The organism is Streptomyces sp. NPDC088387, assembly GCF_044753385.1.
Classification (GTDB): Bacteria; Actinomycetota; Actinomycetes; order Streptomycetales; family Streptomycetaceae; genus Streptomyces.
On sequence record NZ_JBIVNC010000002.1, the window covers coordinates 726429 to 741920 of the forward strand.

Sequence of the window (15492 nt, forward strand, 5' to 3'; positions counted from 1 at the left end):
CGCTCACTCCCCGCCGCGCAGGATGGAGTTGCCCTCGTGGGTGGGGCCGGGGGCGGCGATGTCGAGGTCGAGGCGGCCGCTGAGTCCGTAGAAGGCGACGGGGTTGCGCCACAGCACCCGGTCGACGTCGTCCTCGGTGAAGCCCTCGGCGAGCATCAGGTCGCCGACCTTGCGGGTCTTGAGGGGGTCGCTGCGGCCCCAGTCGGCGGCGGAGTTGACCAGCACCTGCTCGGGGCCGTACTCGCGGAGCACGGCGACCATCCGTTCCTCGTCCATCTTGGTGTCCGGATAGACGGAGAAGCCGAGCCAGCAGCCGCTGTCCTTGGCCTCCTTGACGGTGGTCTCGTTGAGGTGGTCGATCAGGACCCGGTCCAGGGGCAGCGCGGACTCGCGCACGACGTCGATGGTGCGGCGCAGGCCGGTCAGCTTGTCACGGTGCGGGGTGTGCACGAGCGCGGGCAGTTCGTGGTCGGCGGCGAGCTGGAGCTGGGCGGCGAGGGCGGTGTCCTCGGCCGGGGTCATCGAGTCGTAGCCGATCTCGCCGACGGCGACGACCTGGTCCTTGACGAGATAGCGGGGCAGTTCGTCGAGGACGGGGACACAGCGCGGGTCGTTCGCCTCCTTGGGGTTGAGGGCGATCGTGCAGTGGTGCGCGATGCCGTACTGGGCGGCGCGGAAGGGCTCCCAGCCGAGCAGGGAGTCGAAGTAGTCGAGGAAGGAGGTGGGCGAGGTGCGGGGCTGGCCGAGCCAGAAGGCGGGTTCGACGACGGCCCGGACGCCCGCGGCGTGCATCGCCTGGTAGTCGTCGGTGGTCCTGGACGTCATGTGGATGTGGGGGTCGAAGATGCGCATCAGGACTCCTTGCCGTGGGGGTCGGCCGTGCTCTCCTTCGGTGCGGCGCCGGTCAGGGCCAGCACGTGGTGCAGGTCCGCGGGGACGGGGCGGCCCGCGGCGGTGCGCTCGGCGGCGTAGTCGTCGAGCATCCGGGCGAGTTCCGTGTCGCCGCGGGCCCGGCGCGCCAGGTCCGCGACCTCGCTGAGCGGCACCTCGGTGAACAGGCACTTGAGGACCGCGTGGCGCCAGGCGTGGGGGGTGAGGTGGCGGGCTCCGTAGGGGCCGAGGGCGGCGGCGACGAGCCGGGTGTCGTTGGTGCGCAGCGCGTCCTCGACGAGCGGGAGCGCCTCGGGGCCGGCCACGAGGTGGGCCAGGGCGTGCAGGACGGCGCGGCGTTCGGCTGCGGTGCCCTGGGAGTAGACGCGGTGCAGTGCGGCGGTGTCGGCGCGGGCGGCGTCCAGGATGAGGACGCGGGCCGCGTCTGCGTGGTCGGGTCCGCAGCGGCGGCCCGCCTCGGCGAGCCGCAGCTCCCACACGGAGATCGGTCCGTGGGTGCCGGGGTTGGCCTCGGCCTCGCGCAGGGCCCGGTCGAGCCAGGTGCGGGCGGCCGGGTCCAGGCGGGCTCCGAGGCCGGCGCGCAGATCACCGAGGGGGGTGCCGGTGGGCTGGGCGTCCAGGCTGCTGCCGTGGGTCATCTGGTGCTCCCTTGCGGGGGTGCCGCGGCGTGTCGGAGGAACGGGAGGGAGAGTTCGGCGTAGTGCGGGCCCGCGTGGGAGTGGCGGGGCAGTTCGACGACGGTCAGGCCCTGGTAGCCGACGTCGGCGAGGGCCGCGAGGACGGTGGGGAAGTCGATCTCGCCCTCGCCGAACGGGAGATGCTCGTGCACTCCGCGGCGCATGTCCTCGATCTGGACGTGCCGCAGCCAGGGTGCGACGGCGCGGACGCAGTCGGCGGGCGGGAGCGGCTCCAGGCACTGGCAGTGCCCGATGTCCAGGGTGAGGCCGAGGTCCTCGGGGTCGCCGAGTTCCAGGCGCAGCCGGTGGAAGTCGGCGAGGGTGGCGAGGAGGTGGCCGGGTTCGGGTTCGACGGCGAGCGGGATGCCGGCGACGCCGGCCGCGTCCAGGACGGGGGCGAGGGAGTCGGCGAGCCGCTTCCAGCCGGTGTCCGGATCGGTGCCCTCGGGGAGCACACCGCTGAAGCAGTGCACGGCCCGTGCGCCGAGGTCGGTGGCGATCCGCACGGCCCGGATCAGCAGGTCGACGCGGCGTGCGCGGTCCTCGGGTTCCGGGTCGAGCAGCGTGGGGCCGTGCTTGCGGCGCGGGTCGAGCACATAGCGGGCGCCGGTCTCGACGGTGACCTCCAGGCCGAGCGCGTCCAGGAGGTGCGCGGCCTTGCGGGTACGGGCGGCGGCGTCCGGGGCGTACGGGTCGAGGTGCATGTGGTCGAGGGTCAGTCCCACGCCGTCGTAGCCGAGGTCGGCGAGCAGGGCGAGGGCGTCGTCGAGCCGGAGGTCGGCGAGGCCGTTGGTGCCGTAGCCGAACCGGTGCGGCTGGGTACCGGCGGTCGGGGGGACGCCGGGCCGCGGCTCGGGGCTCATGTGACGCTCACCTTCTTCGCGAAGCGGGCCGCCAACGGGCCCAGTGCGGCGACGGCCAGCGCGGTCAGGGGCGCGCCGGAGCGTGCCGCCAGGGCGGCCTGGAGGGGGATCGTGGCCCGGATGCCACCGCCGACGGCCCGTTGGGTGAGCGGGGGCGAGGGGTTGAGTACGGCATGGAAGTAGGGCCGGGCGGCGGTGGCGGCGTACAGGGCTCCGAGGGCGGCACGGAGGGTGGCCGTCGGGGGAAGCGATCCCGGGGTGGATCGCCGTCCCGTGCTCGTGGGCGGCGGGGCGCCGGTCACCGTGGGCGCGGCGTCCGCACGGCGGGGCACCGGTTCCGCGCCCCCGCCCTCCCCCGTGGTGCCCGGCACTCCCCGGGTGGCTGCTTCGCCGGGGGCTGCCGGGAGTCGGGTGGTGAGGTGGGTCAGGAGGGCGGTCGCCGCGAGGGCGGCCAGGGGGGCGAGGGGGGAGCCGCCGCGGGTCTCCTGGCGGGAGACCGCGGTGACGGCGAGGGTGTGGGTGCCCAGGAGCGCTGCGGACGGCAGGGCCGCACGGGTGCGGCCGGTGGTCGCGGCGGCGCCCAGGAGCAGGTCGAGGGAGCGGGTGCCGGCCATGGCGACGGGTCCGGCCGGGGTGCCCTTGAGGGCGAGGTCGTAGGCCCAGACGGTGGCCGCGAGCGGGACGGCGACCGCGAGGGCGGGGCGCCCGGCGCGGGCCGCGAGGGCCAGTCCGGCCGCGGTGAGCACACCCGCCGCGGCGAGGGCCGCCGCGGGGCGGATGCGGCCGGACGGCAGCGGGCGGTGCGGGCGTTCGGCGGCGTCCTCCTCCCGGTCGGCCCAGTCGTTGAGGGCCATACCGGCCTCATAGAGGCACAGGGAGGAGCCGATGGCGAGCAGCGTGCGCGGCGACGGGCGTGCGCCCACCGCGGCGGCGCCCGCGAGGGCGTCCCCGGGGACGGTGAACACGGCCGGGAGGCGCAGCAGTTCGGCCCAGGCGCGCCGCCGCTGTGCGGCGGACAGCTTGGGCCGCGGTACGACCGCGGGCGCGGAGCCCCCGGCATCCCCGGCATCCCCGCCGTCCCCCGCGTCCCGCGCGGGCGACCCCGCCCCGGCCGTCGGCACCGACCGCAGTACCGGCCGGCGCCCGCCCGAGGGCCCCGCTCCCGCCATCGCCTGCCCGGCGAGCCCGGCGACCAGCGCCCGCCACCTCATGAGTCCTCCTGCGCGCGGTCGGCGGCCGTGTCCCGCAGCCGCCCCGCGAACCCGAGCAGTTCCCCGTACTGCTCCCCCAGTGCCGCCGGTCCGTCGCCCACCGGGTCCTTGAAGTAGAAGCCCAGTTCGGACAGCGGGCCGGAGAGCCCCGTCTCGTGGGCGCGGGCGGTGATACGGGCCAGGTCCAGGACCAGGGGGGCGGCGAGCGCAGAGTCGCAGCCCTGCCAGATCGTCTGGAGGACCATCCGGGCGCCGAGGAAGCCGTCGAAGGCGATGTGGTCCCAGGCGGTCTTCCAGTCGCCGAGGGACGGTACGTCGTCGATGTGCACCTCTCCCTCGGGCACGGTGCCGAGGGTGTCGGCGAGGACCCGTTCCTTGCCGGCGTTCTTCGCGGCAGCGGCGGCCGGGTCGGCGAGGGCGGCGCCGTCGCCACCGCCGAGCAGGTTGGTGCCGGACCAGGAACGGACGTTGAGCGCCCGCTGCGCGAACATCGGGCCGAGCACGGAACGCAGCAGTGTCTGGCCGGTCTTGCCGTCCCGGCCGGCGTACGGCAGCCCGCTCGCGGCGGCCTCGCGCGCGGCGACCGGGTGGTGCATCCCCTGGGACGGGGTGAAGTTGACGTAGGGGCAGCCCGCGCGGAGGGCGGCCAGCGCGTAGAGCGTGCTCGACGGCAGCGGGGCGCCGGGGGTCTCGGCGGCCGGCGGCTCCGTGGAGGCCACGTTCACCACCACGGCCCGCGCCAGGCCGTGGCGTCGGACGAAGTCGCGGATGTCCTCGGTGAAGGCCGCGACGAGCTCGTCCTCGCTCCTGGTGTCGCCGGGGGTGGGGCCGCCCGGCCGGATCTCCCGGTCGGCGGCGGCGAGTTCGGCGGCGACGGCGGTGGCGATGCCCGGCGGGAGGACACCGCCGGAGGTCAGGGTCTCGGCCCGTTTGGGCAGCGGGCAGTCGACGGTGTCATGGCCGCCGAAGACGAGGTCGGACAGAGCGGGCAGGCCGCTGTCGGTGAACGGGGGTGTCTCGCTCACCATGCCGGTGGGTGGGTGCAGTCCCGCGGTGACGGCGGCGCACCCCGTGACGACGGTGGTGGCGACGGAGCCTCGTGCTCCGATCAGCCACACCCCCACACGCGGTCGGGAGAGGGACGCGGACATGGGCAGCCTCCTTGTCGTGCGCGAACCCCGGGGGGTGGTGAAGACGGCGGGCGGGGGTCCGGCGTCCCCCGCCCGCCGCCCGCTCAGCCGCCCGTGGTGGGCAGTTCCTTCAACTGGATGTTGCGGAAGGAGACCTGGTCGTCGGCGCCGTGGTTCTGGAGGCCGATATGACCGTCGGTCAGGCTCCGCTCGGGGTCCTTGTTGGTGAAGTCGTTGATCTTGACTCCGTTGAGGAACACCTGGAGGCGTTCGCCCTGGACCTTGATCTCGTAGGAGTTCCACTGGCCCGGCGGACGCAGGACCTGGTCACGGGCCCTGATGTTCGCCGACTTGAACGAGTAGACGGACCCGGTGGTGCGGTCGGCCGCGTCCGAGGCGTCGATCTGGATCTCGTAGCCCTTGTTCACCGCGGACCAGGGGTCGTCGGAGGCGGGGAAGCCCACGAAGATCCCGGAGTTGTCGTCGCCCTGCATCTTCCAGTCGAGCTTCAGGGAGTACGACTTCAGGTCCTTGGCCTGGTACCAGAGCAGACCCATGCCGCCCTCGGACTCCAGCGTGCCGTCCTTGACGTTGAACTTGCCGGGGCCGGCCTGCTTCCAGCCGTCCTGGGTCTGGCCGTTGAAGATCTTCCGGTAGTCCTTGCTCGGCTTGCAGTCGGCCTTGACCTGGCCGGTGGCGTACTGGAGACCGCCGAGCAGATGGGCGCGGAAGGCCTCGTCGGTGTAGGACTCCTTGGTGTGACCGCCGCCGGTGTAGAAGGAGCGGCCGCCGCCGTAGCTCTGGCACCAGGCGATCGGGTGGTCGCCCTTCATGGTGCCGCCGGTGTAGGTCGTCTCGTCCAGGGTGGCGAGGACCTTGGCCTGCTCACGGGGGTTGGTGCGGTAGTTGTACCACTCGTCCGTGCGCTCCCAGGTGTCGCCCAGGTGCCCGGTGGCCGGGTGGTCGTGGTCCTCGACGCGGACCGTGGCCTTCTGGATCTGCGGGTGCGACTGGAAGTAGGCGCCGACGAGGCCGCCGTAGAACTCCCACTCGTACTCGGTGTCGGCGGCGGCGTGGATGCCCATGTAGGCGCCGCCGTTCTTGACGTAGTTCTCGAACGCCGTCTGCTGGGCGGCGTTGAGGACGTCGCCGGTGGTGGAGAGGAAGGCGACGGCGTCGTACTTGGCGAGGTTGGCCGTGGTGAACTGCCCGGCCTCCTCGGTCGCGTCGACGGTGATGCCGGCCGGGGCGCCGAGCTCCTTCAGCGCGGCGATGCCGGCCGGGATGGAGTCGTGGCGGAATCCGGCGGTCTTGGAGAAGACCAGGACCCGCTTGCCGCCCTTGAACGGCTGCTTCGAGAACTCGAAGTCGTCGATGTCGTACAGCGCGCCCTCGCCGCCCTTGAACACCAGGTAGATGTCCGTGGTGCCCTTGGGCAGTGCGCGCAGCGGGACGTCGACGTTCTGGAAGGTGTCCCAGCTGCCGGTCGGCGGGATGTAGGCCGAGCCGTGCAGCGGTCCGTCGGGCGAGCCGGTGCGCAGTTCGACGAAGCCGCCGGCGCCGCCCGAGGAGGCCCGTACGGTCAGCTTCTTCTGGCCGTCGAACCGGTAGGGGGTGAAGGAGATCCAGTCGCCGTCGCTGACGTCGCCGACGGTCTTGCCGCCGTTGGCGCCGGCCTTGTCGTAGACCTTGATGCCGGACTGGGTGCCGAAGTGCTCGGCCTGGCGGTGCGGCGGCTGGATCACCGTGCGGGCGGTGCCGGTCAGGGCCTCCTGGCCGTTCGCGCCGCCGTCGGTGTAGCTGGCGCCGACGACGCCGTAGATGTTGGCGTTGGGGTCGTGACCGCCGTCGCCGGGCGGCGGCTTGAGGGTGCCCTCACAGCCCATCTCGCTGGTCAGCTCGTGGGCGTGGGAGTCGTGGCCGAGGCTGTAGGCGACCTTGACCTTGGAGCAGTCGATCGTCTCCTCGGGGTCGGTGACCTTCACCTTGAACGGGATGGGCTCACCCATGGCGAGCAGGGTGCCGTTGCCCGGGGTCTGGATGGTCACCTTGGGTTCGGTGTTGCCGACCACGATCCGGACGCTGGCGTTGCCGGTGTTGCCCTCGGGGTCCTTGGCGGTGAAGGTGGCGCTGTAGGTGCCGACCTTCTTGTACCGGTGGGTGGGGGTGAGTCCCTCGCCCTTGGTGCCGTCGCCGAAGTCCCAGCTGTAGGTGAGGTCCGGGGAGTCGGCGTCCTTGGCGGAGGCGGTGAACTTCACGTTCAGGCCGGCCGCTCCGGACGTCTTGTCGGCGCTCACCTCGGCGATCGGGGAGAAGCCGTCGGAGGCGTTCTCGATCCGGTAGAGCGCGGAGTGCTCGTCGCCCTGGAACCAGGAGACCCCGTAGTCGAGGACGTAGAGCGCGCCGTCGGGGCCGAACTCCATGTCCATGATCTGGGTGCCGGTCCACGGGAAGTCGTTGATCTTCGCGACGGATCCGTCGGCGTTCTGCTCGATCCGCTTGATCCAGCGGCGGCCGAACTCACCGGCGAAGAAGTCCCCGTCGTACTCCTCGGGGAACTTGACGCTGGACTCCAGGTCGGGGTCGTAGCGGTAGACCGGGCCGCCCATCGGGGACTCGGAGCCGCTGCCGAACTCGGGCAGGGAGCCGCCGTCGTACGGGATCCACGCGGCCTGCGCGGGCGGCAGGTCGGTGAGGCCGGTGTTGTACTTCGAGGTGTTCTTCGGGGCGGCGCAGTCGAACTTCTCGCCGGAGGTGCCGGTGGCGAAGTCGTAGTCGACGTAGGCGTCGTTGTTCCCGGTGCAGAACGGCCAGCCGAAGTTGGCGGCCTCGGTGACCTTCGCGAACTCGACCTGTCCGGCCGGGCCGCGGGTCGGGCTCGCGGTGCCGGCGTCGGGACCGTAGTCGCCGACGTAGACGATGCCGGTCTGGTCGTCGACGCTCATCCGGAACGGGTTGCGGAAGCCCATCGCGTAGATCTCGGGGCGGGTCTTCTCGGTGCCCGGGGCGAAGAGGTTGCCCTCCGGGATCGTGTACGAGCCGTCCTCGGCGACCTTGATGCGCAGCAGCTTGCCGCGCAGGTCGTTGGTGTTGCCGGCGGAGCGGCGGGCGTCGAAGGCGGGGTTGCGGTTCTCGCGCTCGTCCATCGGCGTGTAGCCGTCGGAGGAGAACGGGTTGGTGTCGTCGCCGGTCGACAGGTAGAGGTTGCCGGCCGCGTCGAAGTCGATGTCGCCGCCGACGTGGCAGCAGGTGCCGCGGGAGGCCGCGACGTCCAGGACCTTCTTCTCGCTGTCCAGGTTCAGCGTGCCGTTGGCGTTCAGCGTGAACCGGGAGAGCCGGTTGACACCGTCGAACTTCGCGAAGTCGGCGGCGGTGCCGGTCTCCGGGGCGTCGCCCTCGGGGGTGTCGAGCGGCGGGGCGTAGTAGAGGTAGATCGCCCGGTTGGTCGTGAAGTCCGGGTCGATGCCTACGCCCTGGAGGCCTTCCTCGTCGTGGTTGTACACGTCGAGCCGGCCGGCGACCTTGGTGACGCCGCCCTGGTCGGTGATGCGCAGGGTGCCGTCGCGCGAGGTGTGCAGGACACTGCGGTCCGGCAGCACGGCGAGCGACATGGGCTCGCCCATCTCGGGCTCGCCCTTGGCGAGCGGCACCTGCTGGAACTGTCCCTCGGCGGCGGGTTCGTCGTGCTCCGGGTGCCCGGGATGTGCGCCGGCGACGGTCGCCGGGGTGCCGACGGCCAGGAGCAGGCCGGTGAGCAGGGCGAGTGTGGTGCGAAGCCTGGAGCGTCTTGGGGTGCGGGTGCTGACTCTGGTTCTTTGCACGAAGTCCCTCCGGGAACGGGGGTGGGCCGTACGGAATGGGTGCGTAGGTGCGGTACGGGCGCCGGGGTGCGCCGTCACCCCGGAGGTGGGTGGTCATGGACACGTGCATGCGCCGGGCACGTCCGTGAACCATGAACACGTGCGTGTGTCCTGAACACTTCAGGGACGGTAACTGTCTCCGTCCTGGGACAACAGCCCTTGCGTCAGGATCGGTTGAACTTTTTCCCATCTCAGGACAAAGCCGGATTCGGGCAGGTCGGAGCGGGGTCCGGCGGTGGTTCCGGCCCCCGTCCCCGACCTGCCGCGGGGCGCCCCCGCAGCGGGGCTCAGCTGTTGAACGCGGCGTCGAAGGACGCCGTGGGCGGTTCGAAGTCGAAGGCCTTCAGACGGGTCAGGGCCTCCGGGGCGCCCTGGAGCCGGTCCATGCCGGCGTCCTCCCACTCCACGGAGATCGGACCCTCGTAGGAGATGGAGCGCAGCATCCGGAAGACGTCCTCCCAGGGGACGTCGCCGTGCCCGGCGGAGACGAAGTCCCAGCCGCGCCGCGGGTCGCCCCAGGGGAGGTGGGAGCCGAGGCGGCCGTTGCGGCCGTCCAGGCGCTTGCGCGCCTCCTTGCAGTCGACGTGGTAGATCCGGTCGCGGAAGTCCCACAGGAAGCCGACCGGGTCGAGGTCCTGCCAGACGAAGTGCGACGGGTCGAAGTTGAGGCCGAAGGCGGGCCGGTGGTCGACCGCCTCCAGCGCGCGCTGGGTGGTCCAGTAGTCGTAGGCGATCTCGCTGGGGTGGACCTCGTGGGCGAACCGCACCCCCTCGGCGTCGAAGACGTCCAGGATCGGGTTCCAGCGGTCGGCGAAGTCCTGGTAGCCGCGGTCGATCATGGCCTCGGGCGCGGGCGGGAACATGGCGACCAGGTGCCAGATCGCGGAGCCGGTGAAGCCGATGACGGTGTCCACGCCGAACGCGGCGGCGGCCCGCGCGGTGTCGGCGATCTCGGCGGCGGCCCGCTGCCGTACGCCCTCGGCCTCGCCGTCGCCCCAGATGCGGGCGGGCAGGATCGCCTCGTGGCGCTCGTCGATGATGGCGTCGCAGACGGCCTGCCCCACCAGGTGGTTGGAGATGGCCCAGCACTTCAGGCCGTACTTGTCGAGGAGCTGGTGGCGGCCCTTGACGTAGTCGGGGTCCGCGAGTGCCTTGTCGACCTCGAAGTGGTCGCCCCAGCAGGCGAGTTCGAGTCCGTCGTAGCCGAAGTCGCGGGCGAGACGGCAGACCTCCTCCAGGGGGAGGTCGGCCCACTGGCCGGTGAAGAGCGTGAAGGTGCGCGGCATACGGGGTGGCCTCCTAGACCGCGATCGGGGTGAAGACGGAGTTCTTCTCGGCGCTCTCCTCGACGGCGGCCAGGACCCGCTGGACCTGGAGCCCGTCGGCGAAGGAGGGTTCGGGGGTGCGGCCCTCGGCGACCGCGTGCACGAGGTCGCGCGCCTGGTGGACGAAGGTGTGCTCGTAGCCGAGGCCGTGGCCCGGCGGCCACCAGGCCTCCAGGTAGGGGTGGCCGGGTTCGGTGACGAGGATGCGGCGGAAACCGGCGTGCTCGTCCGGCTCGGTCGCGTCGTGGTACCAGAGCTCGTTGAGCCGCTCCAGGTCGAAGGAGAGCGAGCCGCGCTCGCCGTTGAGTTCGAGGCGCAGCGCGTTCTTGCGGCCGGTGGCGTAGCGGGTGGCCTCGAAGGAGGCCAGCGCGCCGGACGGGAAGCGGCCCGTGAACAGGGCGGCGTCGTCGACGGTGACCTCTCCGGTGCCGTCGGCCGCGACCGCGGACAGGCCGCCGGCCTGCGCGCCGGGCAGCGGACGGCGGCGGACGAAGGTCTCGGTGAGCGCGGAGACGCCGGTCAGCTGCTCGCCCGCCAGGAACTGGGCGAGGTCGACGATGTGCGCGCCGAGGTCGCCGAGCGAGCCGGAACCGGCCTGTTCCTTGCGCAGCCGCCAGGTCAGCGGGGACTGCGGGTCGGCCAGCCAGTCCTGGAGGTAGGTGAGCCGGACGTGGCGCAGGGTGCCGATCCGGCCCTCGGCGACCATCCGGCGGGCCAGCGCGGTGGCCGGCAGCCGGCGGTAGTTGAAGCCCACCATGGCGATCTGGCCGCGGGCGTGGGCCGCCTCGGCGGCGGAGGTCATCGCCTCGGCCTCCTCGACGGTGTTCGCCAGCGGTTTCTCGCACAGCACGTGCTTGCCGGCCGCGAGCGCCGCGAGGGCGATCTCGGCGTGGCTGTCGCCGGGGGTGCAGATGTCGACGAGATCGACGTCGTCGCGGGCGATCAGGGCCCGCCAGTCGGTCTCGGCGGACGCCCAGCCGTGCCGGTCGGCGGCGGCCTGCACGGCCTGTGCGTCCCGGCCGCAGATCACCGAGAGTTCGGGGCGCAGGGGCAGGTCGAAGACGCGGCCCGCGGTCCGCCAGCCCTGGGAGTGGGCGGCGCCCATGAAGGCGTAGCCCACCATGCCGATCCGCAGCGGCGGTCTGCCGGACGCTCCCGCGCCGCCCCCGGGGTTGCCCACCCGGGCCGTGTCCGCGCTGCCGGCGTCGCCCGTTCCCGGCGTGCCGGCCGCTGCCGCTTCGGGCTGCTGCGGCTGTCCCATGGATCAGTCCTCCTCGTCGTGATGGCGCGGTGGGGGGTGAGGTGAGGCCCGCCCGCCCCTCGTGTGCGGGCGGACCCCGTCGTGGGGTGCGGGGAGAGTCCGGTGCGGTACCCACGGTGTCCGGTGCGCGCTCTCGGCCGGCGCGTGCGTTCGGCCGGTACATGCTTCGACCAGTGCGTGCGTTCGGCCGGTACATGCCTCGGCCGATGCGTGCGTTCGGCCGGTGCATGCTTCGACCGGTGCGTGCATTAGGCCGATGCGCGCATTAGGCCGATACGTGCGTTCGGCCGATACGTGCGTTCGGCCGGTGCGTGCTTCGGCCGGTGCGGCGGGAGTGCGTGCCGGACACCGCGGACGCCGTGCGGGGCTCTCCCCGCACCCACGGGGGTCTGCCGTGCGGATCGTCCCGGCGGCGCGGGGTGAGCTCGCCGTCGGCGACGAGCTCGGTTCCGGCCGGTGGACGGCCGGGGGGCACCCGTGCCGCACGGCCGGGGCGATCCGGTGGGCAGGCCCCTGCGGCCCCTCTACTTGAAGCCGGTGGGCATGTACTGGTCGACGTTCTCCTTGTCGACGACGGCCGAGTACAGCGTCATCGAGGCCGGGATCTCGAACTCGGCGAGTCCTCCGACGCCCTTGCCCTGGCCGAGCGCGCGGGCCAGGTCGATCGCGGACGCGGCCATGGTCGGCGGGTACAGGACCGTCGCCTTGAGCACCCCGTTGTCCTGCTTGATGGCCTCGAACGCGGAGAGCGCGCCGGCGCCGCCGACCATCAGGAAGCCGTCGCGGCCGGCCTGCTCGATGGCGCGCAGGGCGCCCACGCCCTGGTCGTCGTCGTGGTTCCACAGGGCGTCGAACTGCGACTGCGCCTGGAGCATCTGGGCCATCTTGGCCTGACCGGACTCGACGGTGAAGTCGGCGGCCTGGCGGGCGACCTTCTTGATGTTCGGGTAGTTCTTCAGGGCGTCGTCGAAGCCCTGGGTGCGCTGCCGCGTCAGCTCCAGGCTGTCCACGCCGGCCAGCTCGATGACCCGGGCGTTCTCCTTGTCCTTGAGCCGCTCGCCGATGTAGTGGCCGGCGTTCAGGCCCATGCCGTAGTTGTCGCCGCCGATCCAGCAGCGGTACGCCTGCGGGGAGTCGAAGATGCGGTCGAGGTTGACCACCGGGATCCCGGCGCGCATCGCCTGGAGGCCGACCTGGGTGAGGGCCTTGCCGTCGGCGGGCAGCACGACCAGGACGTCGACCTTCTTGTTGATCAGCGTCTGCACCTGGCCGATCTGGGCGGCGGTGTCGTTGGAGCCCTCGGTGATCTCCAGCGTCACGTCCTCGTAGTTCTCGGCGCGGCTCTTGGCGTTCTCGTTGATCGCGTTGAGCCAGCCGTGGTCGGCCTGAGGTCCGGCGAAGCCGATCGTGACCTCCTTGCCGGGGGTGTCCGAGGCGGCCGGCTGGTCGTTGCTCGCCGGCTCGTCGTCGGGCTCGTTGCTGGTGCATCCGGAGAGGAGGACACCGGCTCCGACGGCGGCGGTCCCGAAGAGCAGTCCTCTGCGGCTCGTGAACTCTGGCATGGCGGTGAACCCTTTCCTCAAGTCGTGCTCGCGGTACGGCGCTGGACCAGCACGGCGGCGACGATGATCGCGCCCTTGGCGATCTGCTGGACGTCGCTCTGCAAGTTGTTCAGGGCGAAGATGTTGGTGATCGTGGTGAAGATGAGGACACCCAGGACGGAGCCGACGATGGTGCCGCGGCCGCCGGTGAGCAGGGTGCCGCCGATGATCGCGGCGGCGATGGCGTCGAGTTCGTAGAGGTTGCCGTTGGTGTTCTGACCCGACCCGGACAGGATGATCAGCAGGAACGCGGCGATGCCGCAGCACAGTCCGGACAGCAGGTACAGGTAGAGGCGCTGGCGGCGGACGTCGATGCCGGCGAGCCGGGCCGCCTCCGGGTTGCCGCCGACGGCGACCGTGCGGCGGCCGAAGGTGGTGCGGTTCAGGACCAGCCAGCCGACCACGGTGACCGCGGCGAAGACCAGGACCAGCGGCGGGATGCCGAGCACGTAGGAGTCGCGCTCACCGAGGTCCAGGATGCCGTCGACGGTGACGATCTGCGTCTTGCCGTCGGTGATCTGGAGGGCGAGTCCGCGGGCGGAGGCCAGCATGGCGAGGGTCGCGATGAACGGGACCATCCCGCCGTACGCGATGAGTACGCCGTTGACCAGTCCGCAGCCCACGCCGACGATCACCGCGGTGAACAGGATCCCGACGAAGCCGAAGTCCTGGGTGGCCAGCGTCGTCGCCCACACCGAGGCGAGGGCCACGATCGCGCCGACGGACAGGTCGATGCCGCCCGAGATGATGACGAAGGTCATCCCCACGGTGACGACGCCGATCACCGACGCCTGGGTGAGGACGAGTTGCAGGTTGCGGGTGTCGAGGAACTCGTCGGGCTTGGTGATGCCGCCGATCAGGATCAGCGCGGCGAGCACGCCGACGAGCGAGAGGGTGCGGACGTCCGCACGGAACAGCGTGGCACGCCAGGCGGGCGGTCGGGTCGGCGACGGCGCCTTGTCGGTGCTGTCCCGCGGCGGAGAGACGGGCTGCGTCATGACGCCGGGCTTCCTTCCATCACGAGGTCGAGTACGCGGTGTTCGTCGAGTTCACGGGCGGGTGCGGTGTGGACGACCCGGCCCTCGCGGAGCACCAGGACACGGTCGGCGAGGCCGAGCACCTCGGGCACCTCGCTGGAGACGAGGAGCACACCGAGGCCCTCGTCGGCGAGGCGGCGGACGACCGCGTACAGCTCGGCGCGGGCTCCGACGTCGACTCCGCGGGTGGGTTCGTCGAGCAGCAGCACCCGGCAGCCGCGCAGCAGCCAGCGGGCCAGGACCGCCTTCTGCTGGTTGCCGCCGGACAGGGTGCGCACGGGGACCGAGGGGTTGTCGGGCCGCAGCGAGAGCTCGCGGGTGGCGGCGCGGGCCGCCTTCAGCTCGGCGCCGCGGTCGATCCAGCCGGCGCGTGAGAAGCGGGACATGGAGGAGACCGAGACGTTGCGGGTGACGGACTCCAGCATCAGCAGGGCCTGCGCCTTGCGCTCCTCGGGGGCGAGCCCGAGGCCGGCGCGGACCGCGGCGCGGACACTGCCGGGCCGCAACGCCTTCCCGTCCACGAGCACCTGACCGGCGGTGGGCCTGCGGGCGCCGTAGATCGTCTCCAGGATCTCGGAGCGTCCGGAGCCGACCAGGCCGGCGAGTCCGACGATCTCGCCGGGCCGCACGGTCAGGTCGAACGGCTCGAACTCGCCGGCCCGCGCGAGGCCCCTGACCTCCAGGAGCGGCTCCCCCGGCGGCGGGCCGGCCGGCCGCTCCGGAAAGACGTACTCGACGTTGCGGCCGGTCATCAGCGCCACGACGTCACGGGTCGGGGTGTCCTTGGCGGGCAGCCCCCCGGCCACCGCACGGCCGTCCTTGAGGACGGTGACCCGGTCGCCGATGCGGCGGATCTCCTCCAGGCGGTGCGAGATGTAGACGACCGCGACACCGTCCGCGGTGAGGTCGCCGACGATCCGGAACAGGTTGTCGACCTCGTCGGGGTCCAGCGCGGCGGACGGCTCGTCCATCACGATCAGCCGGACCTCGTGCGACAACGCCCGCGCCATGGACACGATCTGCTGCTGCGCCGCCGACAACTCGCCCACCAGCCGGGCCGGATCGATCTCCGGATGCCCGAGTCGCTTGAGCAGCGCGGCCGTCGAGGCGCGGGCGTGTCCACGGCGTACGACGAATCCGGCGGACGTCGGCTCGTGGCCGAGGTGGACGTTCTCCGCGACGGACAGGTGCAGCACCAGGTCGAGTTCCTGGTAGATGGTGGCGATGCCGAGGCGCATGGCGGCGATCGGCGAGCGCAGGGTGACGTCCTCGCCGCGCCAGCGGATGGTGCCGTCGTCGGGCTGGTGGGCACCCGCAAGCACCTTGATCAAGGTGGACTTCCCGGCCCCGTTCTGGCCGAGCAGGCAGTGCACTTCGCCGGCCATGACGTCGAGGTCGACGCCGTCGAGGGCCCGGACGCCGGGGAACGACTTGGTGATGCCGGACATGCTGAGCAGCGGTGGTTCAGGTGCCATCTGGGTTCCCCTTGGCGGGCATGCGGGCCGGTTTCAGGGCAGGGCGGAGCAGGGCAGGGCAGGGCGGAGCGGGACGCCGGCAGGGCGTGCCGCCGGACGCGGTGCTGGAGGTGCCGTCGAACTGGACGTGCCGTCGGTCTGGAGGTGCCGTGGAGCTGGAG

11 protein-coding genes are annotated in these 15492 nt (G+C 72.2%); all 11 read right to left on the minus strand.

Features of this window, described 5'->3' with window-relative positions:
• Positions 1-3 precede the first annotated feature (3 nt).
• Positions 4-852, minus strand: coding sequence for a TatD family hydrolase (locus tag ACIQAC_RS07710; RefSeq protein WP_402188003.1), 849 nt, complete (start codon positions 850-852; stop codon positions 4-6).
• Positions 852-1529 carry an EboA domain-containing protein gene (locus tag ACIQAC_RS07715; RefSeq protein ID WP_402188005.1) on the minus strand — a complete coding sequence of 226 codons (678 nt, stop codon included), beginning with the start codon at positions 1527-1529 and terminating at the stop codon, positions 852-854. The genes ACIQAC_RS07710 and ACIQAC_RS07715 overlap by 1 nt, the downstream gene beginning before the upstream one ends.
• Positions 1526-2431, minus strand: a complete 906-nt coding sequence (locus tag ACIQAC_RS07720) for a sugar phosphate isomerase/epimerase family protein (RefSeq protein WP_402188008.1) — start codon at positions 2429-2431, stop codon at positions 1526-1528. Before ACIQAC_RS07720 ends, ACIQAC_RS07715 begins: the two co-directional genes overlap by 4 nt.
• A complete protein-coding gene (locus ACIQAC_RS07725; protein WP_402188010.1) occupies positions 2428-3642 on the minus strand; it encodes an SCO3242 family prenyltransferase in 1215 nt (404 codons plus the stop codon). Before ACIQAC_RS07725 ends, ACIQAC_RS07720 begins: the two co-directional genes overlap by 4 nt.
• Positions 3639-4793 (minus strand): inositol-3-phosphate synthase, encoded by a 1155-nt coding sequence (locus ACIQAC_RS07730; protein ID WP_402188012.1) that lies wholly within the window; start codon positions 4791-4793, stop codon positions 3639-3641. The genes ACIQAC_RS07725 and ACIQAC_RS07730 overlap by 4 nt, the downstream gene beginning before the upstream one ends.
• A gap of 83 nt (positions 4794-4876) precedes the next feature.
• Entirely contained in the window at positions 4877-8593 is a 3717-nt protein-coding gene (locus ACIQAC_RS07735; RefSeq protein ID WP_402188014.1) for a ThuA domain-containing protein, read from the minus strand.
• Positions 8594-8919: 326 nt separating this feature from the next.
• Positions 8920-9918, minus strand: a complete 999-nt coding sequence (locus ACIQAC_RS07740; RefSeq protein ID WP_402188016.1) for a sugar phosphate isomerase/epimerase family protein — start codon at positions 9916-9918, stop codon at positions 8920-8922.
• 13 nt (positions 9919-9931) lie between these two features.
• Complete coding sequence (locus tag ACIQAC_RS07745; protein ID WP_402188216.1) at positions 9932-11080, minus strand: Gfo/Idh/MocA family protein; 1149 nt, start codon at positions 11078-11080, stop codon at positions 9932-9934.
• Positions 11081-11742: 662 nt separating this feature from the next.
• Positions 11743-12780: a substrate-binding domain-containing protein gene (locus ACIQAC_RS07750; RefSeq protein ID WP_402188018.1), complete on the minus strand. Its 1038-nt coding sequence runs from the start codon at positions 12778-12780 to the stop codon at positions 11743-11745.
• A 17-nt stretch (positions 12781-12797) separates the two neighbouring features.
• A complete protein-coding gene (locus tag ACIQAC_RS07755) occupies positions 12798-13817 on the minus strand; it encodes an ABC transporter permease (RefSeq protein WP_402188020.1) in 1020 nt (339 codons plus the stop codon).
• The gene (locus ACIQAC_RS07760; protein WP_402188022.1) at positions 13814-15331 is read right to left on the minus strand and encodes a sugar ABC transporter ATP-binding protein; all 1518 of its coding nucleotides are present in this window, start codon (positions 15329-15331) and stop codon (positions 13814-13816) included. Before ACIQAC_RS07760 ends, ACIQAC_RS07755 begins: the two co-directional genes overlap by 4 nt.
• Positions 15332-15492 lie beyond the last annotated feature (161 nt).

Coding starts and splice junctions, on each gene's coding strand:
- ACIQAC_RS07710 (WP_402188003.1), bottom strand. CDS start 852: ATGCGCATCTTCGACCCCCACATCCACATGACGTCCAGGACCACCGAC.
- ACIQAC_RS07715 (WP_402188005.1), bottom strand. CDS start 1,529: ATGACCCACGGCAGCAGCCTGGACGCCCAGCCCACCGGCACCCCCCTC.
- ACIQAC_RS07720 (WP_402188008.1), bottom strand. CDS start 2,431: ATGAGCCCCGAGCCGCGGCCCGGCGTCCCCCCGACCGCCGGTACCCAG.
- ACIQAC_RS07725 (WP_402188010.1), bottom strand. CDS start 3,642: ATGAGGTGGCGGGCGCTGGTCGCCGGGCTCGCCGGGCAGGCGATGGCG.
- ACIQAC_RS07730 (WP_402188012.1), bottom strand. CDS start 4,793: ATGTCCGCGTCCCTCTCCCGACCGCGTGTGGGGGTGTGGCTGATCGGA.
- ACIQAC_RS07740 (WP_402188016.1), bottom strand. CDS start 9,918: ATGCCGCGCACCTTCACGCTCTTCACCGGCCAGTGGGCCGACCTCCCC.
- ACIQAC_RS07745 (WP_402188216.1), bottom strand. CDS start 11,080: ATGGTGGGCTACGCCTTCATGGGCGCCGCCCACTCCCAGGGCTGGCGG.
- ACIQAC_RS07750 (WP_402188018.1), bottom strand. CDS start 12,780: ATGCCAGAGTTCACGAGCCGCAGAGGACTGCTCTTCGGGACCGCCGCC.
- ACIQAC_RS07755 (WP_402188020.1), bottom strand. CDS start 13,817: ATGACGCAGCCCGTCTCTCCGCCGCGGGACAGCACCGACAAGGCGCCG.
- ACIQAC_RS07760 (WP_402188022.1), bottom strand. CDS start 15,331: ATGGCACCTGAACCACCGCTGCTCAGCATGTCCGGCATCACCAAGTCG.